Origin of the sequence: Maribacter sp. HTCC2170 (assembly GCF_000153165.2) — a bacterium.
Classification (GTDB): Bacteria; Bacteroidota; Bacteroidia; order Flavobacteriales; family Flavobacteriaceae; genus Maribacter_A.
On the sequence record NC_014472.1, the window covers coordinates 25,255 to 50,571 of the forward strand.

27 protein-coding genes and 5 tRNA genes are annotated in these 25,317 nt (G+C 36.7%); 9 read left to right on the plus strand and 23 right to left on the minus strand.

From position 1 onward, the window contains the following. Positions 1-14: 14 nt before the first annotated feature. From rpoB to FB2170_RS00160, 23 genes are all read right to left on the minus strand, one after another. Entirely contained in the window at positions 15-3,824 is a 3,810-nt protein-coding gene (rpoB, locus tag FB2170_RS00050) for a DNA-directed RNA polymerase subunit beta (protein WP_013304442.1), read from the minus strand. 130 nt (positions 3,825-3,954) lie between these two features. Then, positions 3,955-4,335 carry a 50S ribosomal protein L7/L12 gene (gene rplL / locus FB2170_RS00055; protein ID WP_013304443.1) on the minus strand — a complete coding sequence of 127 codons (381 nt, stop codon included), beginning with the start codon at positions 4,333-4,335 and terminating at the stop codon, positions 3,955-3,957. A gap of 50 nt (positions 4,336-4,385) precedes the next feature. After that, entirely contained in the window at positions 4,386-4,901 is a 516-nt protein-coding gene (gene rplJ, locus FB2170_RS00060) for a 50S ribosomal protein L10 (RefSeq protein ID WP_013304444.1), read from the minus strand. A gap of 22 nt (positions 4,902-4,923) precedes the next feature. Further along, positions 4,924-5,616, minus strand: a complete 693-nt coding sequence (gene rplA, locus FB2170_RS00065) for a 50S ribosomal protein L1 (RefSeq protein ID WP_013304445.1) — start codon at positions 5,614-5,616, stop codon at positions 4,924-4,926. Positions 5,617-5,634: 18 nt separating this feature from the next. Then, positions 5,635-6,072 (minus strand): 50S ribosomal protein L11, encoded by a 438-nt coding sequence (rplK, locus tag FB2170_RS00070; RefSeq protein ID WP_013304446.1) that lies wholly within the window; start codon positions 6,070-6,072, stop codon positions 5,635-5,637. 67 nt (positions 6,073-6,139) lie between these two features. Next, positions 6,140-6,691 (minus strand): transcription termination/antitermination protein NusG, encoded by a 552-nt coding sequence (gene nusG, locus FB2170_RS00075; RefSeq protein WP_013304447.1) that lies wholly within the window; start codon positions 6,689-6,691, stop codon positions 6,140-6,142. Between the two features lie 10 nt (positions 6,692-6,701). Further along, positions 6,702-6,890, minus strand: coding sequence for a preprotein translocase subunit SecE (gene secE / locus FB2170_RS00080; protein ID WP_013304448.1), 189 nt, complete (start codon positions 6,888-6,890; stop codon positions 6,702-6,704). A 73-nt stretch (positions 6,891-6,963) separates the two neighbouring features. Continuing rightward, positions 6,964-7,036: transfer RNA gene (locus tag FB2170_RS00085), tRNA-Trp, on the minus strand. 67 nt (positions 7,037-7,103) lie between these two features. Further along, a complete protein-coding gene (gene tuf, locus FB2170_RS00090) occupies positions 7,104-8,291 on the minus strand; it encodes an elongation factor Tu (protein ID WP_013304449.1) in 1,188 nt (395 codons plus the stop codon). A 55-nt stretch (positions 8,292-8,346) separates the two neighbouring features. Beyond that, positions 8,347-8,418: transfer RNA gene (locus FB2170_RS00095), tRNA-Thr, on the minus strand. A 197-nt stretch (positions 8,419-8,615) separates the two neighbouring features. Further along, positions 8,616-8,688 (minus strand) — tRNA-Gly (locus tag FB2170_RS00100). Positions 8,689-8,816: 128 nt separating this feature from the next. Continuing rightward, positions 8,817-8,898 (minus strand) — tRNA-Tyr (locus tag FB2170_RS00105). 25 nt (positions 8,899-8,923) lie between these two features. Next, positions 8,924-8,997, minus strand: a tRNA-Thr gene (locus tag FB2170_RS00110). Between the two features lie 101 nt (positions 8,998-9,098). Beyond that, positions 9,099-9,401 carry a ribosome hibernation-promoting factor, HPF/YfiA family gene (gene hpf, locus FB2170_RS00115; protein WP_013304450.1) on the minus strand — a complete coding sequence of 101 codons (303 nt, stop codon included), beginning with the start codon at positions 9,399-9,401 and terminating at the stop codon, positions 9,099-9,101. Positions 9,402-9,439: 38 nt separating this feature from the next. Then, positions 9,440-10,333 carry a tyrosine-type recombinase/integrase gene (locus FB2170_RS00120; RefSeq protein ID WP_013304451.1) on the minus strand — a complete coding sequence of 298 codons (894 nt, stop codon included), beginning with the start codon at positions 10,331-10,333 and terminating at the stop codon, positions 9,440-9,442. 102 nt (positions 10,334-10,435) lie between these two features. After that, positions 10,436-10,630, minus strand: a complete 195-nt coding sequence (gene rpsU / locus FB2170_RS00125) for a 30S ribosomal protein S21 (RefSeq protein ID WP_013304452.1) — start codon at positions 10,628-10,630, stop codon at positions 10,436-10,438. Positions 10,631-10,699: 69 nt separating this feature from the next. After that, the gene (locus FB2170_RS00130; RefSeq protein ID WP_041632931.1) at positions 10,700-11,839 is read right to left on the minus strand and encodes an acyl-CoA dehydrogenase family protein; all 1,140 of its coding nucleotides are present in this window, start codon (positions 11,837-11,839) and stop codon (positions 10,700-10,702) included. 26 nt (positions 11,840-11,865) lie between these two features. Continuing rightward, positions 11,866-12,756 (minus strand): ComEA family DNA-binding protein, encoded by an 891-nt coding sequence (locus FB2170_RS00135; protein WP_013304454.1) that lies wholly within the window; start codon positions 12,754-12,756, stop codon positions 11,866-11,868. An 11-nt stretch (positions 12,757-12,767) separates the two neighbouring features. Continuing rightward, positions 12,768-14,378 carry an alanine/glycine:cation symporter family protein gene (locus FB2170_RS00140; RefSeq protein ID WP_013304455.1) on the minus strand — a complete coding sequence of 537 codons (1,611 nt, stop codon included), beginning with the start codon at positions 14,376-14,378 and terminating at the stop codon, positions 12,768-12,770. A 93-nt stretch (positions 14,379-14,471) separates the two neighbouring features. After that, positions 14,472-15,476, minus strand: coding sequence for a potassium channel family protein (locus tag FB2170_RS00145; protein WP_041632605.1), 1,005 nt, complete (start codon positions 15,474-15,476; stop codon positions 14,472-14,474). 4 nt (positions 15,477-15,480) lie between these two features. Further along, positions 15,481-15,708, minus strand: coding sequence for a PspC domain-containing protein (locus FB2170_RS17495; RefSeq protein ID WP_013304457.1), 228 nt, complete (start codon positions 15,706-15,708; stop codon positions 15,481-15,483). A gap of 9 nt (positions 15,709-15,717) precedes the next feature. Then, positions 15,718-17,001, minus strand: coding sequence for a DUF2851 family protein (locus FB2170_RS00155; protein ID WP_013304458.1), 1,284 nt, complete (start codon positions 16,999-17,001; stop codon positions 15,718-15,720). A gap of 59 nt (positions 17,002-17,060) precedes the next feature. Continuing rightward, entirely contained in the window at positions 17,061-17,372 is a 312-nt protein-coding gene (locus FB2170_RS00160) for a rhodanese-like domain-containing protein (RefSeq protein WP_013304459.1), read from the minus strand. Positions 17,373-17,537: 165 nt separating this feature from the next. Between FB2170_RS00160 and FB2170_RS00165 the strand changes: the two genes are divergently transcribed. The 9 genes from FB2170_RS00165 to trpA all read left to right on the plus strand — a co-directional run bounded on the left by FB2170_RS00165 (position 17,538) and on the right by trpA (position 25,274). Further along, complete coding sequence (locus tag FB2170_RS00165) at positions 17,538-17,984, plus strand: MarR family winged helix-turn-helix transcriptional regulator (RefSeq protein WP_013304460.1); 447 nt, start codon at positions 17,538-17,540, stop codon at positions 17,982-17,984. Positions 17,985-18,018: 34 nt separating this feature from the next. Further along, positions 18,019-18,597, plus strand: a complete 579-nt coding sequence (locus tag FB2170_RS00170; protein WP_013304461.1) for a YceI family protein — start codon at positions 18,019-18,021, stop codon at positions 18,595-18,597. Between the two features lie 239 nt (positions 18,598-18,836). Beyond that, entirely contained in the window at positions 18,837-20,237 is a 1,401-nt protein-coding gene (locus FB2170_RS00175) for an anthranilate synthase component I family protein (protein WP_013304462.1), read from the plus strand. Positions 20,238-20,258: 21 nt separating this feature from the next. After that, positions 20,259-20,828: an anthranilate synthase component II gene (locus FB2170_RS00180; RefSeq protein ID WP_013304463.1), complete on the plus strand. Its 570-nt coding sequence runs from the start codon at positions 20,259-20,261 to the stop codon at positions 20,826-20,828. Between the two features lie 28 nt (positions 20,829-20,856). After that, complete coding sequence (trpD, locus tag FB2170_RS00185) at positions 20,857-21,849, plus strand: anthranilate phosphoribosyltransferase (protein ID WP_013304464.1); 993 nt, start codon at positions 20,857-20,859, stop codon at positions 21,847-21,849. 18 nt (positions 21,850-21,867) lie between these two features. Next, entirely contained in the window at positions 21,868-22,653 is a 786-nt protein-coding gene (trpC, locus tag FB2170_RS00190) for an indole-3-glycerol phosphate synthase TrpC (protein WP_013304465.1), read from the plus strand. Position 22,654: 1 nt separating this feature from the next. Beyond that, positions 22,655-23,317, plus strand: a complete 663-nt coding sequence (locus FB2170_RS00195; protein ID WP_013304466.1) for a phosphoribosylanthranilate isomerase — start codon at positions 22,655-22,657, stop codon at positions 23,315-23,317. Next, positions 23,314-24,495: a tryptophan synthase subunit beta gene (gene trpB / locus FB2170_RS00200; protein WP_013304467.1), complete on the plus strand. Its 1,182-nt coding sequence runs from the start codon at positions 23,314-23,316 to the stop codon at positions 24,493-24,495. Before FB2170_RS00195 ends, trpB begins: the two co-directional genes overlap by 4 nt. After that, positions 24,492-25,274 (plus strand): tryptophan synthase subunit alpha, encoded by a 783-nt coding sequence (gene trpA / locus FB2170_RS00205; protein WP_013304468.1) that lies wholly within the window; start codon positions 24,492-24,494, stop codon positions 25,272-25,274. The genes trpB and trpA overlap by 4 nt, the downstream gene beginning before the upstream one ends. Positions 25,275-25,317: the final 43 nt, after the last annotated feature.

The window sequence follows — 25,317 nt, forward strand, 5'->3', positions numbered from 1 at the left end:
AAAAATAGATTTAACTATTCCTCCAATCTAATGTCCAAACCTAATCCCTTAAGTTCGTGCATCAATACATTGAAAGATTCTGGCAAACCAGGTTCTGGCATTGTTTCACCCTTAACGATTGACTCGTAAGTTTTCGCCCTACCAATAACATCATCAGACTTAACGGTCAATATTTCACGCAAAGTCGCAGATGCTCCATATGCTTCAAGAGCCCAAACTTCCATCTCTCCAAAACGCTGACCACCAAATTGTGCTTTACCGCCTAAAGGTTGCTGCGTTATTAAAGAGTAAGGTCCTATTGAACGCGCATGCATCTTATCATCTACCATGTGACCTAATTTCAACATGTAAATAACACCTACCGTCGCAGCCTGATCAAATCGCTTACCTGTACCACCATCATATAAGTGTGTATGTCCAAAGCGTGGAATTCCAGCCTCATCGGTGTAAGCATTGATTTCATCTAAAGTTGCGCCATCAAAAATCGGAGTAGCATATTTTCTACCTAATTTAAGACCTGCCCAACCAAGAACAGTTTCATAAATCTGGCCAATGTTCATACGCGATGGTACACCCAATGGATTCAATACGATATCAACCGGAGTACCGTCTTCTAAGAAAGGCATATCCTCTTGACGTACGATTCTTGAAACAATACCTTTGTTACCGTGACGACCAGCCATTTTATCACCAACCTTAAGCTTACGTTTTTTAGCAACATAAACTTTGGCCAACTTCATGATTCCTGCAGGCAATTCATCGCCAACAGAAATTGTAAACTTATCTCTTCTCAAGTTTCCTTGTAGGTCATTAAGCTTAATCTTATAGTTGTGCAATAAATCAGCAACAGAATGATTTACATCTTTATCTGTTGTCCAAGTTCCTGCAACCAAGTGCGCAAAGTCATCAACAGAGTTAAGCATCTTCATGGTATACTTCTTCCCTTTTGGAAGAACTTCTTCACCCAAATCGTTCAATACCCCTTGCGAAGTCTTTCCGTTTATCAAAGTGAATAATTTTTCCACCAAGACATCTTTAAGCTGTTGGAATTTAACTTCGTACTCCAACTCCAATGTTGAAATTGCCTCTTTATCCTCAGAGCGCTTGCGCTTGTCTTTAATAGATCTTGAAAATAATTTCTTATCAATTACAACACCTCTTAGCGAAGGAGAGGCTTTAAGTGACGCATCTTTTACATCACCTGCTTTGTCACCAAAAATAGCACGCAACAATTTTTCTTCGGGTGTTGGGTCAGATTCGCCTTTTGGAGTAATCTTACCAATAAGAATATCTCCAGGTTTAACCTCCGCACCAATACGAATCATCCCATTTTCATCAAGATCTTTTGTAGCCTCTTCAGAAACGTTTGGAATATCATGCGTTAGTTCCTCAGCACCTAGTTTGGTATCCCTTACTTCTAAAGCGTATTCATCAACATGTATTGAAGTAAAGATATCTTCACGTACAACTTTTTCAGAAATTACAATCGCATCCTCAAAGTTATATCCTTTCCAAGGCATAAAAGCTACAGTAAGGTTTCTACCCAAGGCCAGTTCACCTTTTTCAGTAGCATAACCTTCACATAGAACTTGTCCTTTTTTAACTTTATCACCTTTCTTAACGATTGGTTTTAAGTTAATACTGGTACCTTGGTTTGTTTTTCTAAACTTAACCAAGTTATACGTCTTTTCGTCTTCATCAAAACTGATTAATCTTTCAGCGTCAGTTCTTTTGTACTTAATGGTGATTTTTTGTGAATCAACATACTCAATAGTACCATCGCCTTCTGCATTTATCAATACTCTAGAATCGGAGGCAACTTGTCTTTCAAGACCAGTACCTACAATCGGTGATTGAGGCTTCAGCAATGGAACTGCTTGACGCATCATGTTAGACCCCATCAATGCACGGTTCGCATCATCATGTTCCAAGAATGGAATCAACGAAGCTGAAATCGAAGCAATTTGGTTAGGAGCAACATCAGTATAGTTTACCTCTTTAGGGTCAACAACAGGGAAATCACCTTCTTCCCTGGCAATTACTTTTTCAGAATCTATTGCACCATTGTCCTTAAGGGGAATGTTAGCCTGAGCAATTTTCATTCCTTCCTCTTCCTCAGCACTTAGGTACATATACTCTTTAGTATCTACTTTGGCTCCATCTACTTTTCTATACGGAGTTTCCAAGAAGCCCATTGGGTTCACTTTCGCAAAAACAGCGAGAGAAGAAATCAAACCAATATTTGGCCCTTCAGGAGTTTCAATAGGACATAACCTTCCATAGTGTGTATAGTGAACATCACGAACCTCGAAACCTGCTCTTTCTCTAGATAGACCTCCTGGCCCTAATGCAGACAATCTACGTTTGTGGGTAATCTCAGCCAATGGATTCGTTTGATCCATAAACTGTGAAAGCTGGTTTGTTCCAAAGAAAGAGTTGATAACTGAAGACAATGTCTTTGCGTTAATCAAATCAATCGGAGTAAACACCTCGTTGTCACGTACATTCATACGTTCACGGATAGTTCTCGCCATACGTGCCAAACCAACACCAAACTGAGAAGACAATTGCTCACCAACTGTTCTTACACGACGGTTAGAAAGGTGGTCAATATCATCAATCTCTGCTTTAGAATTAATTAGCTCGATTAAATATTTAATTATCGTAATGATATCTTCTTTGGTTAAGACCTGCTTATCCATTCCAATATCCAACTGTAATTTTTTGTTCATTCTATAACGACCAACTTCACCTAAGTTGTAACGTTGATCAGAAAAGAACAATTTATCAATTATACCACGTGCCGTTTCCTCATCTGGCGGCTCAGCATTACGTAATTGACGATATATATGTTCAACAGCTTCTTTTTCAGAGTTTGTTGGATCTTTTTGTAACGTATTATGGATAATGGCGTAGTCAGATTGCGCATTATTCTCTTTATGTAAAAGAATAGTTTTGACATCAGTACCCAAAATCTCCTCGATATGGTCTTTTTCTAAAACCGTATCACGATCTAATATAATTTCGTTTCTTTCTATTGAAACAACCTCTCCAGTATCTTCATCAACAAAATCCTCATGCCATGTATTCAATACCCTAGCAGCCAATTTACGACCCAATACTTTTTTAAGACCTGCCTTTGAAACTTTCACTTCTTCGGAGAGGTCAAAGATTTCAAGAATGTCTTTATCACTCTCAAAACCTATTGCCCTGAACAACGTTGTAACAGGTAATTTTTTCTTTCTATCGATATAGGCATACATAACACCATTGATATCGGTAGCAAATTCTATCCAAGACCCTTTAAAAGGGATAACCCTGGCAGAATACAACTTGGTTCCATTGGCATGAAATGATTGTCCAAAGAAAACACCAGGTGAACGGTGTAACTGTGATACAACCACACGCTCTGCCCCGTTGATAACAAAAGTACCACTAGGAGTCATATAAGGAATTGTACCTAGGTACACATCTTGTACGATGGTCTCAAAATCCTCATGCTCAGGATCAGTACAATATAATTTTAACCTAGCTTTTAGCGGAACGCTATAGGTAAGACCACGCTCTATACATTCTTGGATGGAATATCTTGGTGGATCTATAAAATAATCTAAAAATTCCAACACAAACTGGTTACGCGTGTCTGTAATTGGAAAGTTCTCCATGAAGGTATTATACAATCCTTCAGTGCCCCTTTGATCAGATTTAGTTTCAAGTTGAAAAAAATCTTGAAATGACTTAATCTGAATGTCCAAGAAATCCGGATACTCCGGCGTGTTCTTAGCGGATGCAAAATTTATTCTCTCAGTCTGATTTGTGAACATCTATGGACAAAATTTTGATCGTGAATACTAATGGGTAGTATATAGCTTTATATACTTAATGCATAAAAAGGCTTAGGTCTAACCGCAAATAACGGTAAGACCTAAACCCAAAGTGTTATGGTAGTTGCGACTATTTAAGCTCAACTTCTGCTCCTGCTTCTTCCAATGATTTTTTAATACCTTCGGCTTCGTCTTTAGAAACACCTTCCTTAACGGCTTTTGGTGCGCTATCAACGATATCCTTTGCATCTTTCAATCCTAAACCAGTTAACTCCTTAACCAATTTAACAACTGCAAGTTTAGAACCACCTGCTGCAGTCAAAATTACATCGAATTCTGATTGTTCCTCAGCAGCCTCACCACCTTCAGCGGCTCCACCACCAGCGGCAACAGCTACAGCTGCAGCTGCAGGTTCAATACCATATTCATCTTTTAATATATCAGCCAACTCATTAACCTCTTTTACGGTCAAGTTAACCAACTGTTCTGCGAAATCTTTTAAATCTGCCATTTTTCTATCGTTTAATAAAATTTTTAAAAATATAATTGTTTAAGTGCGTACTATTTTTCTGATAATGTTTTCAAGATACCTGCAAGTTTACCACCACCAGATTTAAGACCAGAAATAACATTTTTGGCTGGTGATTGTAACAAGCCAATAATTTCTCCAATCATTTCTTCTTTGGATTTAATACTTACCAAAGTATCTAATTTATCATCACCAACGAAAACTGCCTCCTCAACGAAAGCTCCTTTCAACAAAGGCTTATCTGACTTTTTTCTAAAAGTTTTGATAAGTTTTGCCGGACCATTACCTGCTTCAGCAAACATCAAAGATGTATTACCTTTTAAAACTTCTGGTAGTTCCCCGAATTCTTTATCAGAGGCCTCCATTGCTTTAGCAAGTAAAGTATTCTTAACTACTGATAGTTTAACATTGGCCTTGAAACACGCTCTTCTCAAATTTGAAGTTGTGGTCGCATCCAATCCTGAAATATCAGCTAAATAAATAGTTGAATTTTCAGCTAACTGAGCAGTTAAATCTTCTATAACGTTTAATTTTTCTTCTCTTGTCATAATTAAAATTTTGAACTACCAGTTAATCAACTGTTTTTGGATCTAATTGGACACTTGGGCTCATAGTGCTGGACATGAAAATAGATTTCATATACACCCCTTTAGCCGAAGAAGGTTTCATTTTATTCAAAGTTTCCAATAATTCTTTGGCATTACCTGCAATTTTATCCGCTGAAAAAGAAGCTTTTCCAATTGCTGCATGAACAATACCCGTTTTATCTACTTTGAAATCAATTTTACCTGCCTTTACTTCAGTTACTGCTTTAGCAACGTCCATAGTAACTGTTCCAGTTTTTGGATTGGGCATTAAACCTCTTGGTCCTAAAACACGACCTAAAGGCCCTAATTTACCCATAACACTTGGCATGGTGATGATTACATCAACATCTGTCCAACCACCTTTGATTTTATCCAAATACTCGTCCAACCCAACATAATCTGCTCCAGCTTCTTTAGCCTCTGCTTCTTTGTCTGGGGTCACCAAGGCCAAAACCTTAACATCTTTACCTGTACCGTGTGGTAATGTAACCACCCCACGAACCATTTGATTTGCTTTTCGCGGATCAACACCCAAACGAACAGCTAAATCAATAGATGCATCAAATTTTGCATTGGTTATCTCTTTTATTAAAGCTGAACCCTCATCAACTGAATAAAGTTTTTCTCTATCAATTTTAGCGTGGGCTTCTTTTTGCTTCTTTGTTAACTTTGCCATTTAATTGCTTTTAAGATTTTAAAAAGGTCTCTTGCCTGCTACCTTCATTCCCATTGACCGTGCAGTACCAGCTACCATACTCATAGCCGATTCCACGGTAAATGCATTAAGGTCAACCATCTTATCTTCGGCTATTGCCTTGATTTGGTCCCAGGTTACACTACCTAATTTTACTCTGTTAGGTTCGCCAGATCCTTTTTTAATCTTAGCTGCTTCCAAAAGTTGAACTGCCGCTGGCGGTGTTTTTACGATGAAGTCAAATGACTTATCTTTATATACCGTGATAACAACTGGTAAAACTTTACCTGGTTTATCCTGCGTACGAGCGTTGAACTGCTTGCAGAACTCCATGATGTTAACACCGGCAGCACCTAAGGCGGGTCCAACCGGTGGCGATGGATTCGCTGCACCTCCCCTAACTTGTAGCTTAACTACTTTACCTACTTCTTTTGCCATTGTTTAAAATTAAATTGAAAGTGTGTTTTTAGGAAGCAACACAACTTTTAAATATGTAACAATATTATTATACTTTTTCTACTTGCATATAACTTAACTCCAATGGTGTTTTTCTTCCAAAAATCTTAACCATTACCTCGAGTTTACGCTTTTCTTCATTTATTTTCTCAACAGTCCCATTGAAACCATTAAAAGGCCCATCAATAACCTTAACCGTCTCTCCATGCACAAATGGTATCGCAATACTATCAGTATTCACAGCCAATTCATCCACTTTACCAAGCATTCTGTTAACTTCTGTTTTCCTCAACGGAACAGGGTCACCACCTTTTGTTTCACCCAAAAAACCAATTACATTGGTTATTGAACGTATTATATGAATCATTTCTCCACCCAAATTGGCTTTGATCATGATATACCCAGGAAAATAAACTCGTTCCTTATTTATTTTCTTTCCATTTCTGATTTGTATGACCTTTTCTGTAGGCACCAATACATCTTCTAAATAGTCAGAAAACCCAAGTCTCGTTACTTCACTCTCAATATAGCCCTTGATTTTATTCTCTTGACCACTGACAGCTCTTACCACATACCATTTTTTTTCCAATACTTCTGACATAAGGCTCGACTTAGTTTAAAACGTTGCTGAAATAAAGCTTGATCAATTTACTGAAAACAGAATCCACACCCCAAGTTGCCAATGCGAACAATATTGAAAATACTGCAACAACAACCATTAAGTTAGACGATTCTGCCTTAGAAGGTAAAGTAACATTGTTCTTTAACTCTTCTATTGATTCCTTTATATAAGTCAACATTTGTTTTAATCTTTTAATTAAACAGAAAGAACATTCTAAATGAACTTTACCTTAACTTCTTTCTCCTTTTTAGCACGGGAGGAGAGGCTCGAACTCCCGACACCTGGTTTTGGAGACCAGTGCTCTACCAACTGAGCTACACCCGTTTATATTTACATTGAAAGGTATCCCGCCGTAGCGGGACACCTCAAATGCAAAATCTTATATTTAACCTTAGTCTATGATTTTGGTCACCTGACCAGCACCAACTGTTCTACCACCCTCACGGATAGCAAAACGTAGACCTACACTCAACGCAATTGGCTGAATCAAATCTACAGTAATAGTAAGGTTATCCCCAGGCATTACCATTTCAACTCCACTTGGAAGTGCGATATTACCCGTAACATCAGTAGTTCTTACATAAAACTGTGGACGATAGTTATTGTGGAAAGGAGTGTGACGACCACCTTCTTCTTTCTTAAGGATATAAACCTCAGCTTCAAATTTCGCGTGTGGCTTAACAGAACCTGGCTTACAAATTACCATACCTCTACTGATATCTGATTTTTCAATACCTCTTAACAAGATACCTACGTTATCACCAGCTTCACCTCTATCCAAAATCTTACGGAACATTTCAACACCAGTTACGGTAGAAGCTAATTTCTCAGCACCCATACCAATAATATCAACTGCGTCACCTGTGTTAGCAACACCAGTTTCTATACGACCGGTTGCAACAGTACCACGACCAGTAATCGTAAATACATCTTCAACAGGCATCAAAAAGTCTTTATCAATATCTCTCTTTGGAAGCTCAATCCACTCATCAACAGCTGTCATCAATTCCATTACCGTATCTACCCATTTTTGCTCTCCATTAAGCGCGCCTAAAGCAGAACCAGCAACAACAGGTCCGTTATCACCATCGTATTCATAAAAAGAAAGCAATTCTCTTATTTCCATTTCAACTAGCTCCAAAAGCTCTTCATCGTCAACCATGTCGACTTTGTTCATGAATACAACGATTCTTGGAATACCAACCTGACGTCCCAAAAGTATGTGTTCACGTGTTTGTGGCATAGGACCATCTGTCGCCGCCACAACCAAGATAGCACCGTCCATCTGTGCAGCACCAGTTACCATGTTCTTAACGTAATCCGCGTGACCTGGACAATCTACGTGCGCGTAGTGACGATTAGCAGTTTGGTATTCAACATGCGAAGTGTTGATAGTTATACCTCTTTCTTTTTCTTCAGGAGCGTTATCGATAGAATCGAAATCTCTCTTTTCTGAAAGCCCTGCATTTGCTAAAACTGTTGTTATAGCAGCAGTCAATGTAGTTTTACCGTGATCTACGTGTCCAATGGTACCTATATTTAAGTGCGGTTTGGAACGATCAAAAGTTTCCTTTGCCATTTTTAATGAATTTTAATCTTAGTTTATATTAGTGTACAATTATATGCCAAAATTGAGCCAACGACGAGATTTGAACTCGTGACCTCTTCCTTACCAAGGAAACGCTCTACCCCTGAGCTACGTCGGCTTGTTGGGTTCCTGGTTGATGTCACACGTTTTTGGATAAACCAAAACAACATCGAAATTACAACAAACGTCAACCCAAGGTCTTTGAGCTCCAGATCAAGTTTCCTTGACTTTGCCCAGGACAAATTCTAAATTCATCCTTAATATTATTCAATATCCAAAGAACATATCAAAAGATTTTTTTCTTTTGATAATCAGAGCGGGAGACCGGGTTCGAACCGGCGACATTCAGCTTGGAAGGCTGACGCTCTACCAACTGAGCTACTCCCGCATTTTTAATTCAAAATTTCAATTCAAAATCCTTTTTTTGGATTTTTACTCAAGTTCTCATAAACAAAAAATCGTTTTCATCAGAATTTCACATAACTGAATTTCTGATTTTCGTTTTTCAAAATATAGTGGGGAGAGCAGGATTCGAACCTGCGAAGACGTAGTCAGCAGATTTACAGTCTGCCCTCGTTGGCCGCTTGAGTATCTCCCCAATACCTTATTTTAAAGAACTTTCGAGCCGATGGAGGGACTCGAACCCACGACCTGCTGATTACAAATCAGCTGCTCTAGCCAGCTGAGCTACATCGGCCTATCAACACTTTTTTACGCATAAAAAAGTCCGCTATTTCTAACGGACTGCAAATGTATATATTTATTTGTTTAATCAAAATAATTTTGACAAAATTTTCATCACACTTTCACCCGCTGCATTTCTTTCATTTTTTTAAGTTTCCTCTGCAAAGAACTACAAGCCGAATCAACTGCTTCTTCGAACGATTTGCATTGTTTTTTAACAACGAATTTATCTTTGGGCACATTTAACTTAATCTCAACAATCTTATTTTCTTTTGAACTTGTATTCTCTACTTTTAAATAAACATCTGAACTTATCACTTTATCATAAAATGTTTCCAACTTATCCATTCGGTTCTGAACAAAATCCAAGAGCTTTCTATCCGCATTAAAATTAACTGATTGAGCGTTTACTTTCATAGATTAAAATTTTAAATGTTAAACGATGTAAATTGACCTCACAATTTTTTACCCCTAGGGTGGGCAGATGAATGTACTTTTTTAAGTTCGGCTATACTATTGTGTGTATAAACTTGGGTCGAAGCCAAACTTGAATGACCCAGCAACTCTTTTACCGAATTTAAATCTGCTCCTTTATTGAGTAAATGGGTTGCAAAGGTATGTCGTAATATGTGCGGGCTCCTTTTCACCTTGGAGGACACCTTACTAAAATACCCCTTTATAATTCTATAAACAAGAGTTTCATATATTTTATTGCCCGAAATGGTCAGAAAAATATATTCATCATGTGTAATATTTTCAAGCTCTTTTCGATAGCGAAAATAAGCTTCAAACAAATCAATTGTTGGTAATAGTAATGGCACAATACGTTCCTTGTTTCTTTTACCCAAAACCTTCATTGACCTCTGATTAAGATCAACTGAATTGGTTCGGAGATTAATTAATTCAGATCTTCTTATTCCTGTCGTATACAGCAACTCAATAATAAGTTTATCGCGACTACCTTCAAAATCATCCTCAAAAGGTAACTGCAACAAAATCCGTTGCATTTCTTCCTCAGAAAATGGCACCTCAATTTTTTTTGACGTTTTAAGTGCTTTATGTTTCGCCAAAGGGTTTATGTTAATGCTGCCCACTCGCTGTAGAAATTTATAATAAGCTTTTAAGCTGGCAATCTTTCTATTTACCGATCTATTTGAAATACCCGTATTAACAAGTGTCACTATCCAATTTCTTATGATATTGTATTCGACATTGTTGATACTTTCTAGTTTAAGCTCTTTGTCACAAAAGTCAATAAAAGATTGTATGTCTTTTTCATATGCGTTTACCGTATGCTTCGAATAATTTTTCTCTAACAATAGGTATGAGGTAAAGGACTGTACGGACATAGAACAAAGTTACTAAAGTTGAGTCGTGAATTAGTGAAAATAAAAAATCCCATCGTAACTGATGGGATTTTTTTCAATAATTGTACACTTTAATAACAGGTTCTAGATTTCTTCTTGATCTCTTAAACCTTGTATGTATTGTGCTTTTTGTATCTGAGCTCTTCTAGTAACAGAGGGTTTCGTGAATTGCTGACGTTTGCGCAATTGACGCATTGTACCTGTCTTATCGAACTTACGCTTAAAACGTTTTAAAGCTCTATCTATGTTTTCTCCTTCTTTTATTGGTATAATTAACATGGGCTACAACCTCCTTTCTTTAGTGATTAAGGGCGCAAATATAAAACGAATATCTGGAATAGATTGAATCTATTTTAAAATAATTTTAGAAATTACCACTTTTTGTATCTCGGTAGTACCTTCTCCTATTGTACATAGTTTTGAATCCCTGTAAAACTTTTCTACCGGAAAATCTTTAGTGTACCCATAACCGCCGTGTATTTGAACGGCTTCATTAGCTACCTTAACACAAACTTCGGATGCATACATTTTACACATGGCCCCCAATTTGGTCATGGGCCTACCTTCATTTTTCAAAAATGCCGCTTTATGCAACAATAATTCGGAAGCTTCAATTTCAGTCACCATATCTGCCAATTTAAAAGATATACCCTGAAATTGACTGATGGGCTTACCAAACTGAATGCGCTCTTTTGAATATTTCAATGCCGCCTCATAGGCACCTTTCGATACCCCCAGGGACAAAGCTCCGATAGAGATTCTTCCCCCATCCAACACTTTCATTGATTGAATAAACCCTTCACCTACTTTACCTAATCTATTCTTATCAGAAACTCTACAATTGTTGAATATAAGTTCAGCTGTTTCACTGGCTCGCATTCCCAACTTATCTTCTTTCTTACCACTTGAAAAACCGGGAGTACCTTTTTCAATTGCGAAAGCCGTCATGCCATGACTATCTCCTTTTTCGCCAGTCCTAGTAATTACCACTGCAATATCACCACTAATACCATGGGTAATAAAGTTCTTGGCCCCGTTCAATACCCAATCATCACCATCCTTGACAGCGGTTGTACTCATGCCTCCGGCATCAGAACCTGTATTATGTTCAGTTAGTCCCCATGCACCAATCCACTCGCCGCTTGCCAGTTTTGGAATCCAGCGCTGCTTTTGTTCTTCATTACCAAAGGATAAAATATGGTTTGTACATAAGGAATTGTGAGCAGCTACGGAAAGCCCTATAGCAGGATCTACCTTTGAAATTTCTTCTATTATTGCAATGTATTCATGGTATCCTAAACCTGAACCACCATATTCTTCAGGAACCAAAATACCCATAAAGCCCATTTCACCTGCTTTCTTAAAAAGGGCAACAGGAAATTCCTGGGATTCGTCCCATTCCATAAAATGAGGCCGTATGTGCTGCTCTGCAAATTGTTTTGCTGAGGCGGCAACATGTTCTTGGGTTTCCGAGTAATCAAAACACATAATTTCTTTGAACATTCGAATCAATTTTAGAGGGACAAATATAATTGAATTCTATTGATCTTATCAGTTGGGAAACCTTCAATATTATTTAATTCTTCGAAGGATGCGAAAACCCCGTTCACTTGCCTATATTCCACAATTTTGCTTGCAAGTTCATATCTTAAGTAAATTAATTTTGAAATCTCTTGAGCAGAAGCTGTGTTAATATCGATTTTTGAAATGCTTGGCTCGCTTAAAACCTTGAATCTTTCAAGCGCTCTCTTTACCACTACAGGCTCAAGTCCGTATACATCATAAAGCTGTTCGTTGACCATAAAACCCCCAAGCCTGTCCCTGAATTTTATTATCCTGTTGGAAAGTTTATCTCCAATACCACTTACGGTTTGGAGCTCTTCGGCGGTAACGCTGTTTATTTCCTTGATTTCAAAGTTCTTTATGGTAGTTTCGAATTGGCTCTTATTTTGAAAAAGACTCCTACCTGTTTCAGAATCTTTATTCTTATTTGAAACCCAACTTGGAAACTTAAAGTTGGGAGATATCAACTTCAGTAAAGAATCAGATATTTTGGTAACCATCTGGAATTCCAACGCACTGTTTATAAACTTTCCATCAGACCTAAAGGCATGAAGTCTATCAATCTCTTTCACTGACATGCCCAATGTATATCCTTTATAATCTGAAATAAAATTGGGATTAAAAGGGTAAATGGTTATTGAATCCCTGATGGCCAGCTCCTGTTTCAAAGAATCTATTTTTGCCTGAGTCTCCTCATCCAAAACAAGACTTGATTCTTCGTTTTTGAAAGTATACTTGAATATGAAGAAGCAAACCTGCAAAAAAACTATAATCAATAACAAAAAGAAAATCCCACTTCGTTCCTGTTTAGAAAACTTAAAGTGGGATTTGAATTTCTTCATTTAAAGATTAACTAACCTTTGACGAACTTTTTAATATCACCTAAATATTTATCCAATTCCTCTTTAACTCGCGGGAACAAGAATAAAAGTCCAATCATATTTGGGAATACTAAAGCCAGAATCATTGCGTCTGAGAACTTAATCACCGCATCTAACGTAGCGGCCGCACCAACAACAACAAAAAGTAAAAACAATACTTTATAAACGACATCTGCTCTTTTACCGCGACCAAAAAGGTATTTCCAAGATTGTAGACCGTAATACGACCAAGAAATCATTGTTGAAAAAGCAAAAAGAATAATTGCAATAGTCAGTATATATCTAAAGCCTGGTATTACAGAATCATAAGCCATTGAAGTTAAATCAACCCCTCCTACATAGGTCCCTGACTCATTCAAAAGCACTGTGCTACCTACTGCGTTACCATAGTCAAAAGCGCCAGCATCCATATTAAAGAAAATAATTACCAGTGCTGTCATTGTACATATAACAACTGTATCAATAAAAGGCTCTAATAAAGCAACAACCCCTTCGCTTGCAGGATATTTTGTTTTTACTGCAGAGTGTGCAATAGCCGCAGAACCTGCTCCAGCCTCATTAGAAAAAGCTGCTCTTTGGAATCCTACGATTATAACACCAACTATTCCGCCTAAGCCCGCTTCAGGGGAAAAAGCCCCGGCAAAAATCATAGAAAAAGCATCTCCGATGTATTCAATATTTGCGAAAATAATAACCAACGAAGCCAATACATATACACCCGCCATGAACGGCACTATTTTCTCAGTTACACTTGCTATTTTTTTAATTCCACCAATAATTACTATGCCTACTAAGATTGCTAAAATTACCCCTATGATAACACCCGTAGCACCACCTTCCAAATTAAGCATTGTAGATAATTGTACCGCAGCCTGGTTCGACTGAAACGCATTACCACCACCAAACGAAGCTCCAACACACAATACTGCAAAAATACCTGCAAGCACTTTACCCAATCCGGTAAAACCCCTCTCCTTTAATCCTCTTGACAGATAGTACATAGGACCGCCATAAACAGTCCCATCCTCACCAACATCTCTATATTTTACACCCAAAGTACACTCAACAAATTTAGTTGACATACCAATAAGCCCACATATAATCATCCAAAACGTCGCTCCAGGGCCACCAATAGCTATCGCAACGGCAACACCTGCAATATTTCCTAAACCAACTGTACCAGAAACTGCTGTGGCCAAGGCCTGAAAGTGACTAACCTCACCTTCTTTACTTTCATCACCAATGGTATCAACTAAATCACCATCAACAATATTTAAGTCAGCTTTTTCAACACCATGGTGATCTAATTCATCATATTTACCTCTAACCGTATTTATGGCCAAGGAAAACTTACTGATATTTGGAAATTTAAAATAAATAGTAAAAAATGTAGCTCCAAGAATCAATAAAATAAGTACAACCGGCAAATTATAACCTGCTATAGGAATAGAGGTTAAAACGAAACCTTCCCACCAAACAGCAAATGGCATAAATGCATCATTGACCTTTTCATCAAGCCCCTTTTCTTGTGCACTCGCTAATAATGGTAAAATGGTAAATAATGAAAGAAGTTTGTACTTCATAATATTTGATTTTGGTTTTTTGGTTTAATTGCTAAGACAGCAATATCCAAAAAATAATCTATCCAATCAAATATTGGTGTAAAAGAAAAGTATTTAGATATTGAACATTTCGTTCAATTTTATAATCTGTTCTGGTCTTCCCAGTACTATCACCCTACTTTTTGGCTGCAACTGCATATCAGCCTCGGGATTTATGGTGTATTTGCCATCTGGAGCTATATATCCAATAATAGTACAACCGGTTCTTCTTCTTAAGTCCAAGTCTCTAAGTGAATTGCATTCATCATCTCCAGCAATAACCTCTATGGCGACTTCCTCCAAATTTGTTGTATGTTCTCCCTCCAATGATAATTCATCCATAAAAGAAATCAAATCTGGCATAACAACCAATGAGGCCATATGATCACCTCCTATTTTGTCTGGCATTATCACTTGGTTCGCACCTGCTAACTTTAATTTTTTTTGTGAAGTGATTTGGGAAGCCCTGCTAATAATATTTAGTTTTTTGTTCAATTGTCTTGCTGATAAAACTACAAAGAGATTGGCAGCGTCATCTGGCAAGGTCGTTATAATATACTGCGCTCGTTCTATTCCTGCAGCGATTAAAACATCATCCTCATTGGCGTCACCTTCTACAAATAATACGCTATCGCCATATCTTTCTATTACCTCTTTATGCTTTTCGACAACAACATAAGGTTTTTTATATGCTTTGAGTCTTGCAGCAGCTTGATTCCCGTTTCGTCCAAATCCACAAATAATCACATGGTTCGATAATGTACTGATTTTGTTTTTCACTTTTTTCTTTTTTAATACGTCTAAAGAGTTTCTACTCAAAATATATTCTGTAATTACCGAAATAGCGAATGCAAATATGAAAACGCTGGCAATTATTAAAAATATGGTGAATATCTTTGTTTGCGAGCTCATTGGGCCTACTTCGGTGAACCCAACTGTTGTAACGGTAATAACCGTCATGTAAAAAGCATCTACCCAAGAAAGATCCGATAGATTTCTAAAACCAATAACGCCAGTAATCAAAATAGCTACCATTAAAGAAACTGCTATGTATATTTTAGAACGAAAGAGTCTTAGCATATTTCTAAAGGTCAAAAACAGAGGTTCTCTTGGTATGTACCAAATCTTTGATTTTTAGCCAAAATGCTAAAAAAAGATATAAGGCAAAACCAAATCCCAGGGTTACGAATGTAAGGTAAATGAATGACGTTCTAACAACCCTTGCACGAATACCTATTCGTTCAGCAATACGTCTGCAAACTTCAAAGCCTCGTTTTTGAAAATAGTATAATGGTTGGTAGAAAACATTCACAGTCTAAAATTAAATATTTCTATTTAATAAACTACTACCTATGGCACATTGTAAGCACTTATTTTTGGTACAGTACTCGTTATAAAGCTGCAAAATGGCTTGACTGTCTCCTGCGGTTTTAATAGAAATACCCAAATCAGCAAATCTATTTGAAACGCTATTATCCTCCCCTCTTAAACTGTTGACAATCGAAAGCAAGGTTTCGTTTGAGTCTTTTCCCAGATGCTTTGCGTGGTAAAATTTAATTGGGAGTATAGTATTAATGATCAATAGATCGATAAATTGTTTGGTAAGTTTCTTAGTGCTTCTTTTAGATACTTTCCCAAATGTAAAATGATTGTCCCAATAGCTGCTCGCCGAAATTTCAAAGATTTCATATAATTCTGCTTTGGTTGTAGCACCAATAATCTTATGAAATAAATTTGTGTTTTTATTATATAAATTGGAAAATTGAGATAAGCGTATTGTTGGAAAATTAGATGGGCGAAGTTTAAAAAAACCAGGAGTTAAAACACCAGTTTCATCTAAGTTGAATTTGTGTTTTAGATAGTGATATTCTTTTTTCATTGATAAATAATATGAATCTACACAAGACACATCTTCCAATATACCTGTCATTCCAAATAAAGTGCTTTCCAATTGCAATGGGTCTTTACGAAACTTACGAACAACAGAATAATCCAAAGATTTACCTAAGCTTAAGAACGACTCGCCGTTGATTTTGAGACCAAAATTCTTCAAAAGCAAAGTATACAACACACTTTCCCAATCATTCTTGGAAGTTTTCAATAGTTCATTTACGACAACCGTTTTTTGCATTAAACGTTCAAAATAAAGGCGTTCTAGCCAATTGTTTACTACAAAACCTTCGACAGCCGCCATATCATTTTCACAATTGATGAACTTGTGGTTATCCTTATCAAATAGTTTTTGATAACTGTTTAGCACTTTTTTTGGAACATATTGCAATAACTCCAATGTAGGGATTTCCGAATTGTCCTTTCTATATATGGTCGCATCATCATTCCACACCACATGAAGAATAACATTGTCATAATTGGAATCTTGTTCATGATGATGGGCATACCAATCAGATGAGTTTAAATGTATTTCAACATTTCCTGCCCAAAGTTGACTGCCAATCTTAATTTTAGCATTAAAAAAATCAGGACCAGCATAATGATTGTGCTCACCAACTTCGAGAACTTCTATCAGCTCATTTTGAGTTGAAGACAGGTCATCTAGCTGTAATCTTTTATACTTCCAAATGAAATGGAGTAAATCTTCGCGCATTCCTCTAAAATAAAAAATCCCACTTAAAAGTGGGATTTTTCTCTAATATTTTATTTGGTTTATTGCTCGACTTCACCCTGCCAAGCCATCATTCCACCCTCTAAGTTATAAGTGTTCTCAAAACCTATACTTTTCATGACGGCACAAGCTTGTCTACTTCTATTCCCTGATCTACAATAAACGTAGTAGTTTTTGGTTTTATCCAATTTATCTAGCTCTTGTAAAAAACCTTGGCCTAAGTATATATCGATATTAATAGCATTTGCGATATATCCCTCCTCAATTTCTGCCTTTGTTCTTACATCTAAAACAAAAGCATTACTATCTGCCTTAAGCTTAGTTCTCCATTCTTCTTGTGTTATATCTGCCATTGTATTTTATTAAAGGTTCAAAAATAATACATTTTCTAAAATGAATAGTTGAAATCACAAGGTGCTACTCCTTATTGAATTAAACTTTAACAAAACTTTATTGATCAATACTTTGGCACAATCATATCAATTATAGATATTTGTATATACAATTATTGTATCGACATGAATATAAACGAACGTATTAAAACAAAAGAAAAGCTCTCAATTGAAAAGGAGACGATTATTCATTTAATGCTGGTTAATAATATCATCAATGAAGGAATTTCAAATGCTTTAAAACCATTTGATGTATCGATACAACAATTCAATGTGTTACGCATTTTAAGAGGACAGCATGGCAAGCCGGCAAATCTTTCAACGTTGAATGAACGTATGGTCACTAAGATGAGTAATACCACTCGATTGGTTGACAAACTAATACTAAAAGGGTATGTAGACCGAATAACTTGCCCATCAAACAGAAGAAAAGTGGAAATCAGCATCACTAAAAAAGGAAAAGAAAAACTGAAGAAAATGGACGTTATCATTTCTGAAATAGAAAACAGCATAGTAAAACGATTATCAAAAAGGGAATTGGAACAATTAAACTTATTATTAAATAAATTTTAATCATTAAACAATAACAAATAAACATTTTAAAAACATGAAAAAGAACTTATTAACATTGGCATTGGCAATAATATTGGGATTCACGGCTACCGCCACTGAACCAATTGATGGAGAAAAAAAGGAAGTCAAAACTGAAGAAAGCACGGTAACTTGGAAAGCTTATAAAGTTACAGGATCACATACTGGAACGGTGAATCTAAAAGAAGGTTCACTAATGTTTGACGAAGGCAAACTTACTGGCGGCGAATTCGTAGTGGACATGACATCGCTTATAAGTACTGATATGGAAGGTGAATACAAAGGAAAATTGGAAGGACATCTAAAGTCGGATGATTTCTTTGGTGTAGGAACACACCCCACCTCTTCCTTGGCTTTCACTAAGGTAGAGGCATCTGGCAAAAACTCTTATAAAGTTACAGGTGACTTGACCATTAAAGGTATTTCCAAACCAGTAACTTTTGATGTATCCATTTATGGAAGTAAGGCTACCGCTACTATGAAAATAGATCGAGCCCAATATGATGTGCGCTATGGATCAGGTAGTTTCTTTGATAATTTAGGTGACAAGACAATCTATGATGAATTTGATCTCGTTGTAGACTTGGTATTTTAATAAACTTGACCTCACAAGTTAAGCCCCATATGTTCAAAAACATATTGGGCTTATTATTTTATAAAAAACGTATTTGTTGTTTTAAAAATCATTTCTATATTTGAGGCAATGAAAAACAGAACAAATAATACATGGTGGTGGAGTAACTTACGAAAAACGTCGTGAGCAAAGCATCATTGTAGTAAAACTATATAAAAGGCTTGTCTATCACGACAAGCCTTTTTTAATTATAAAAACACATGTCGAAATATCAATTTAAATCACATCACAAGAAAATACTTGCAGATACTATTACACCTGTAAGTGTCTATTTGAAAATACGGGATCGATTTCCAAATAGTATTCTTTTGGAAAGTAGTGACTATCATGCCAATGATAACAGTTTTTCTTATATCTGCTGTAACCCGATTGCATCGATTAAGATTGAGGACGAAACGATAATCGAGCAATATCCAGATGGAAAAAGCGCTTCAAAGGAAATTGGGCCTGACACCGATGTGGTTAAAACCATTCATGATTTTAGTCAAAAATTTGTAGCCGATGACAATTCGTTCAAATTTATAAACAACGGTCTCTTCGGTTATATGGCTTATGATGCTGTTCGGTACTATGAAGATGTACAGGTAAGCAAAAAAGAAGGTGGTGTGAGCATCCCAGATATTTACTACGCTGTTTATCAAAATATAATTGCCATTAATCATTTTAAGAATGAAGCCTACTTATTCGCTCACTGTTATGAATCTGATAGCAATATTTCCGAAATTGAGCATATCCTGAACGTGAAGAATTTTGCCTCTTATAATTTCAACAAAGAAGGCGAAGCAACTTCCAATCTTAGAGATGACGAGTACAAAGAACATGTTGCTTTGGCTAAAAAGCACTGCCAACGTGGTGATGTTTTTCAGTTGGTATTATCCAGAAGGTTTTCACAAGGTTTTAAAGGAGATGAATTTAATGTGTATAGGGCATTGCGCTCTATAAACCCATCACCTTACTTATTCTATTTTGATTATGGTGATTTTAAAATATTCGGAAGTTCTCCTGAGGCCCAACTGATAGTTAGTGAAGGAAAAGCCGAAATACATCCTATTGCCGGGACATTCAAAAGAACAGGAAATGATGAAAAAGACGCCGAATTGGCAAAGAAATTAACTGAGGACGACAAAGAAAACAGTGAACATGTAATGTTGGTTGATCTTGCCAGAAACGATCTCAGTAGAAATGGCAATATGGTAAGTGTAGACAATTATAGAGAAGTTCAGTTTTTTTCCCATGTTATTCATTTAGTTTCTAAAGTGACTGGGCAAAAGAAAAAGGATATCACGACTATGAAGGTAGTTGCTGATACTTTCCCTGCAGGAACATTGAGCGGAGCTCCAAAACATATGGCAATGCAACTCATTGAAAAATATGAGAAAACCAATAGAGCCTATTATGGTGGAGCAATAGGTTTTATGGATTTCAGTGGGAACTTCAACCATGCTATCATGATTCGGACCTTTCTGAGCAAAAATCATCAATTACATTATCAAGCAGGCGCGGGATTGGTTGCCGCTTCAAATCCTGAAGATGAATTACAGGAAACATATAATAAATTAGGGGCATTGACCAAAGCCTTGGAAATAGCAGAAACAATCTAAAATTTCCAAAAGAATATAATTATGAAAAAAATATTGGTAATAGATAACTACGACAGTTTTACGTATAACCTTGTTCACTATTTGGAAGATTTGGATTGCGAAGTTGTAGTCAAAAGAAATGACCAGCTTAACATAGAGGAGGTTGACGCTTTTAATAGGATTGTACTTTCCCCGGGTCCGGGAATTCCTGATCAGGCTGGTCTTCTCAAAGAAATCATCTCAACATATGCCTCAACCAAAAACATTTTTGGTGTTTGTCTGGGACAACAAGCCATCGCAGAGGTATTTGGGGGTTCATTGATCAATCTTGATGAAGTATATCATGGCATAGCAACAAAAATAAAAGTAACTAAAGATGATGTACTTTTTGATGGATTGCCGCGGGAAATTGAAGTCGGGCGATATCATTCATGGGTTGTAGACCCAAATATTCCAGAAGAGTTAATGGTAACCTCAATTGATGAAAATGGTCAAATAATGTCTTTGCGACACAAAAAATATAATGTTAGTTCGGTACAGTTTCATCCTGAATCGGTTTTAACACCTCAGGGTAAGAACATCTTAAAAAACTGGTTAAGAGACCGTGAATAAAATGAACACTCAAATAATCTCAACATAAATGAAGGATATTTTAAATAGATTGATCAATCATGATATCTTGACCAAAGAAGATGCAAAACAGGTTTTGGTCAATATCGCCAAAGGAGAATATAACACCAGTCAGATAGCGGCTTTTTTAACCGTTTATATGATGCGAAGCATTACCATTGAAGAGTTGGAAGGCTTTCGCAATGCATTATTGGAACTTTGTTTGGCCATCGATTTATCAGATTACAATCCTATTGATCTATGTGGAACAGGTGGCGATGGGAAAGACACTTTTAATATTTCTACACTAGCATCATTTGTAACGGCAGGTGCAGGAGTAAAAGTTACCAAACATGGTAATTACGGGGTTTCATCTAAATGTGGAAGTAGCAATGTAATGGAATTCTTAGGAATAAAGTTCAGCAATGAAGCCGATTTCCTCAAAAAGTCAATTGATGAAGCTGGAATTTGCGTTTTACATGCCCCATTATTTCACCCTGCCATGAAGAATGTAGCGCCAATTAGAAGAGAGCTTGCAGTTAAAACCTTTTTCAATATGTTGGGACCCATGGTGAACCCTGCTTTTCCAAAAAATCAAATGGTTGGGGTTTTTAATTTGGAACTTGCACGAATGTATGGGTATCTATATCAAAACACTGATAAGAATTTCACTGTACTACATGCTTTGGACGGTTATGACGAGATTTCTTTGACCGGTGCGACCAAAACAATTTCCAATAACTCAGAAGGCATTTTAAATCCAGAAGATTTTGGAATAAAAGGTGTTACCCAATCTCAAATTGAAGGTGGTGAAACTATTGAAGAATCAGCAAAAATATTCATGACCATTTTGCAAGGCAAAGGTACAGAAGCCCAAAACAATGTGGTTTGTGCCAATGCTGGAATTGCTATTGCGACGGTAAACGGACTTAATCCCAAAGAAGGTTTTGAGAAAGCGAAAGAATCACTTTTAGGAGGTCACGGGTTAACCGCTTTAAAAAAACTACAGACTTTAAGCGCCTAAATATTTCAAAATCAAAAAATGAACATTCTAGACAAAATAATTCTTGATAAACGAAAAGAGGTAGAGTTAAAGAAATCTCTGATTCCATCGCCTCAATTGGAAAAATCTTTTCTTTTTGAAAGGAATGGTGCTTCTCTCGCATCTGCTTTAAGAAATAGTTCAACCGGAATCATTGCAGAACATAAAAGGCGTTCCCCTTCAAAATCAACAATTAATCAAAATACAAATGTTGGACAAGTTGCCAAAGGCTATCAGAATGCCGGTGTTTGTGGAATGAGTGTTCTTACCGATATTAAATATTTTGGTGGTTCATTAGAAGACTTGCTGTTGGCACGAGCCTCGGTTGAAATACCTTTACTTCGTAAAGAATTTATTATTGACGAATATCAAATACTTGAGGCCAAAGCACATGGCGCCGATGTAATACTTTTGATTGCTGCAGTTTTGACCAAATCCGAAATCAAAACCTTTTCAGAATTAGCAAAAAGTCTAGGGTTAGATGTGTTATTAGAGGTTCATAACGAAGAGGAATTACATAAATCAATTATGCCCAGTTTAGATATGCTTGGTGTAAATAACAGGAATCTAAAAACCTTCGAAGTTAGCTTAGAAACCAGTAAAACGCTTTCTCAATTGATTCCCCATGAATTTGTAAAAGTATCTGAAAGTGGAATCAGTACTGTTGAGGCTATCAAAGAATTGAAACCATATGGGTATCAAGGGTTTTTAATCGGGGAGAATTTCATGAAAACGGAGAATCCTGGCAAAAGCGCCAATGATTTTATAAGCGCAATTAGAAGTTAAGATGAGTCAGTATCACCAAAATATAGACACCTCAACTAGGAAACCTTTAAAATTAAAGGTTTGTGGTATGAATCTAAATACTGTTGAAGTAGCTACACTTAAACCTGACTATATGGGATTTATTTTTTGGCAACCCTCAAAACGATGTTATAATGAGGAATCGACAATAATTCCACATAAGATTAAAAAGGTAGGTGTTTTTGTGGATGAGGACATTCAAGTGATTATCAAAAAAGTGAAAAAACATCAATTATTGGGTGTGCAGCTACATGGTAAGGAAAGTCCCTCATTTTGTAAACAACTTAAAACTGAATTAAAGGGAGTGGAAATCATAAAGGTGTTTTCAATTAAAAACGAGTTTGATTTTAGCATTCTTGCTCCGTTTGAAGATGTATGTGATTTTTTCCTTTTTGACACAAAAGGAAAGTTACCGGGAGGAAATGGTTACAAATTCAATTGGAAAACGCTAAATGATTATCCATCAACAAAACCGTTTTTTCTAAGTGGCGGGATAGGTTTGGATGACGCTGATTCAATCCAAGAATTTATGCAACAGCCAGAATCCCAATATTGTCATGCCATTGATGTAAACAGTATGTTTGAGATAGAACCTGGCCTTAAGGACATTGAGAAATTGAAAGATTTTATAAAAAGATTAAAATGAGTTATAACGCAAACGAAAGGGGGTATTATGGTGAATTCGGAGGAGCATTTATTCCAGAAATGCTTTATCCAAATACAGAAAAGTTACGCCTTAATTATATTCGAATAATGAATGAACCATCATTCAAAAAAGAGTTCGACCAATTATTAAAAGATTATGTAGGCCGACCCACCCCCCTCTATTTTGCGGAGCGCCTCTCAAAAAAATACAATACAAAAATTTATCTCAAAAGAGAAGACCTTTGTCACACAGGAGCTCACAAAGTCAACAATACAATCGGTCAGATTTTAATGGCTAAAAAACTGGGCAAAAAAAGAATCATTGCCGAAACAGGGGCTGGTCAACATGGTGTAGCTACGGCAACCGTATGTGCTTTAATGGGGATTGAATGTGTGGTATATATGGGTGAGATAGATATAGCCCGCCAAGCTCCTAATGTAGCTCGTATGAAAATGTTGGGTGCAGAAGTTAGACCTGCATTATCTGGGAGCAGAACACTTAAAGATGCTACCAATGAAGCTATTCGTGATTGGATCAATAATCCAGTCGATACGCATTACATTATTGGATCAGTTGTTGGACCCCACCCCTACCCCGATATGGTAGCGCGATTTCAATCCATCATATCCGAAGAAATCAAATGGCAACTAATGGAAAAAGAAGGGGTTGAAAATCCTAACTATGTAGTGGCCTGTGTTGGTGGAGGCAGTAATGCCGCAGGTGCATTTTACCATTTTCTGGATAATCCAGATGTTGGAATCATTGCAGTTGAAGCCGCGGGCAAAGGAATAGATTCGGGTGAGAGTGCGGCAACTTCAGCGCTTGGAGAAGTAGGTATCATTCATGGAAGTAAAACCCTCTTGATGCAAACAAAAGATGGTCAAATCACCGAACCCTATTCTATTTCTGCTGGATTGGACTATCCAGGAGTTGGACCTATGCACGCCCATTTGTTTAAATCTGGAAGAGGAGAATTCATCTCAATAACAGATGATGAGGCAATGAAAGCAGGTTTGATGATTTGTAAACTAGAAGGCATAATTCCTGCCATTGAAAGCTCACATGCATTTGCAATTTTAGATGATAAAAAGTTCAAACCAGAAGATGTTGTTGTTATTAATTTATCCGGAAGAGGGGATAAGGATTTGGACACATTTATTAAATATTTTGATTTATGAACAGAATAAACCAAAGGCTACTTGAGGATGAAAAAATCCTATCTATATATTTTACAGCTGGTTTTCCAAAGATTGATGATACGGTAAAAATCATAGAAGATTTGGAAAAAAATGGTGTTGATTTGATTGAAATCGGATTGCCTTTTTCAGACCCCTTGGCAGACGGTCCTACTATACAGGAATCATCGACAATTGCTTTGAACAATGGAATGCATACCGAATTACTTTTTGAACAGATTAAGGATATTCGAAATACGGTTTCGATTCCATTGATTATCATGGGATATTTTAATCCTATTTTTCAATACGGTGTTGAGGCATTTTGTAAGCGTTGTAATGAAATTGGTATTGACGGACTCATTTTGCCGGATTTACCTCTAGATGTGTATCAGGACGAGTATGCCACAATATTCGAAAAATATGGTCTGGTAAATGTTTTTCTTATAACCCCGCAGACCAGTGATGAGCGAATTAAACAAATCGATGAAGCATCAAATGGTTTTATTTATATGGTAAGTTCTGCAAGCACAACTGGAGCAACTTCTGGGTTTGGAAAAGAGCAGCAAGAATATTTTAATCGAATTTCGTCCCTCAATTTAAAATCTCCAAAAATTGTCGGGTTCGGCATCAATAATTCTGAAACCTTTAGGCAAGCAACAAGAACAACGTCAGGAGCAATTATTGGTTCAGCATTTATCAAACATTTAAGAAAACACGGAACTGATTCAATTTCTAAATTTCTAAAAAACGTTCGCGAAAGTCATGGAGATAATCAATAACTGGAAACTCGTCATTTTACTTTGCTTAACACTGGGTTTAGCA

Excerpts from the sequence above, each read along its gene's own strand:
- trpA (WP_013304468.1), top strand. The coding sequence starts at position 24,492 with ATGAACAGAATAAACCAAAGGCTACTTGAGGATGAAAAAATCCTATCT.
- FB2170_RS00160 (WP_013304459.1), bottom strand. The coding sequence starts at position 17,372 with ATGGCAGATATAACACAAGAAGAATGGAGAACTAAGCTTAAGGCAGAT.
- FB2170_RS00130 (WP_041632931.1), bottom strand. The coding sequence starts at position 11,839 with ATGTGTTTTGATTACTCGGAAACCCAAGAACATGTTGCCGCCTCAGCA.
- FB2170_RS00170 (WP_013304461.1), top strand. The coding sequence starts at position 18,019 with ATGAAAAAGAACTTATTAACATTGGCATTGGCAATAATATTGGGATTC.
- FB2170_RS00140 (WP_013304455.1), bottom strand. The coding sequence starts at position 14,378 with ATGAAGTACAAACTTCTTTCATTATTTACCATTTTACCATTATTAGCG.
- FB2170_RS00180 (WP_013304463.1), top strand. The coding sequence starts at position 20,259 with ATGAAAAAAATATTGGTAATAGATAACTACGACAGTTTTACGTATAAC.
- tuf (WP_013304449.1), bottom strand. The coding sequence starts at position 8,291 with ATGGCAAAGGAAACTTTTGATCGTTCCAAACCGCACTTAAATATAGGT.
- FB2170_RS00165 (WP_013304460.1), top strand. The coding sequence starts at position 17,538 with ATGAATATAAACGAACGTATTAAAACAAAAGAAAAGCTCTCAATTGAA.
- FB2170_RS00145 (WP_041632605.1), bottom strand. The coding sequence starts at position 15,476 with ATGCTAAGACTCTTTCGTTCTAAAATATACATAGCAGTTTCTTTAATG.
- rpsU (WP_013304452.1), bottom strand. The coding sequence starts at position 10,630 with ATGTTAATTATACCAATAAAAGAAGGAGAAAACATAGATAGAGCTTTA.
- rpoB (WP_013304442.1), bottom strand. The coding sequence starts at position 3,824 with ATGTTCACAAATCAGACTGAGAGAATAAATTTTGCATCCGCTAAGAAC.
- rplJ (WP_013304444.1), bottom strand. The coding sequence starts at position 4,901 with ATGACAAGAGAAGAAAAATTAAACGTTATAGAAGATTTAACTGCTCAG.
- FB2170_RS00195 (WP_013304466.1), top strand. The coding sequence starts at position 22,655 with ATGAGTCAGTATCACCAAAATATAGACACCTCAACTAGGAAACCTTTA.
- FB2170_RS00155 (WP_013304458.1), bottom strand. The coding sequence starts at position 17,001 with ATGCGCGAAGATTTACTCCATTTCATTTGGAAGTATAAAAGATTACAG.
- rplL (WP_013304443.1), bottom strand. The coding sequence starts at position 4,335 with ATGGCAGATTTAAAAGATTTCGCAGAACAGTTGGTTAACTTGACCGTA.
- nusG (WP_013304447.1), bottom strand. The coding sequence starts at position 6,691 with ATGTCAGAAGTATTGGAAAAAAAATGGTATGTGGTAAGAGCTGTCAGT.
- rplA (WP_013304445.1), bottom strand. The coding sequence starts at position 5,616 with ATGGCAAAGTTAACAAAGAAGCAAAAAGAAGCCCACGCTAAAATTGAT.
- FB2170_RS00135 (WP_013304454.1), bottom strand. The coding sequence starts at position 12,756 with ATGAAGAAATTCAAATCCCACTTTAAGTTTTCTAAACAGGAACGAAGT.
- secE (WP_013304448.1), bottom strand. The coding sequence starts at position 6,890 with ATGTTGACTTATATAAAGGAATCAATAGAAGAGTTAAAGAACAATGTT.
- trpC (WP_013304465.1), top strand. The coding sequence starts at position 21,868 with ATGAACATTCTAGACAAAATAATTCTTGATAAACGAAAAGAGGTAGAG.
- trpB (WP_013304467.1), top strand. The coding sequence starts at position 23,314 with ATGAGTTATAACGCAAACGAAAGGGGGTATTATGGTGAATTCGGAGGA.
- FB2170_RS00120 (WP_013304451.1), bottom strand. The coding sequence starts at position 10,333 with ATGTCCGTACAGTCCTTTACCTCATACCTATTGTTAGAGAAAAATTAT.
- hpf (WP_013304450.1), bottom strand. The coding sequence starts at position 9,401 with ATGAAAGTAAACGCTCAATCAGTTAATTTTAATGCGGATAGAAAGCTC.
- trpD (WP_013304464.1), top strand. The coding sequence starts at position 20,857 with ATGAAGGATATTTTAAATAGATTGATCAATCATGATATCTTGACCAAA.
- rplK (WP_013304446.1), bottom strand. The coding sequence starts at position 6,072 with ATGGCAAAAGAAGTAGGTAAAGTAGTTAAGCTACAAGTTAGGGGAGGT.
- FB2170_RS00175 (WP_013304462.1), top strand. The coding sequence starts at position 18,837 with ATGTCGAAATATCAATTTAAATCACATCACAAGAAAATACTTGCAGAT.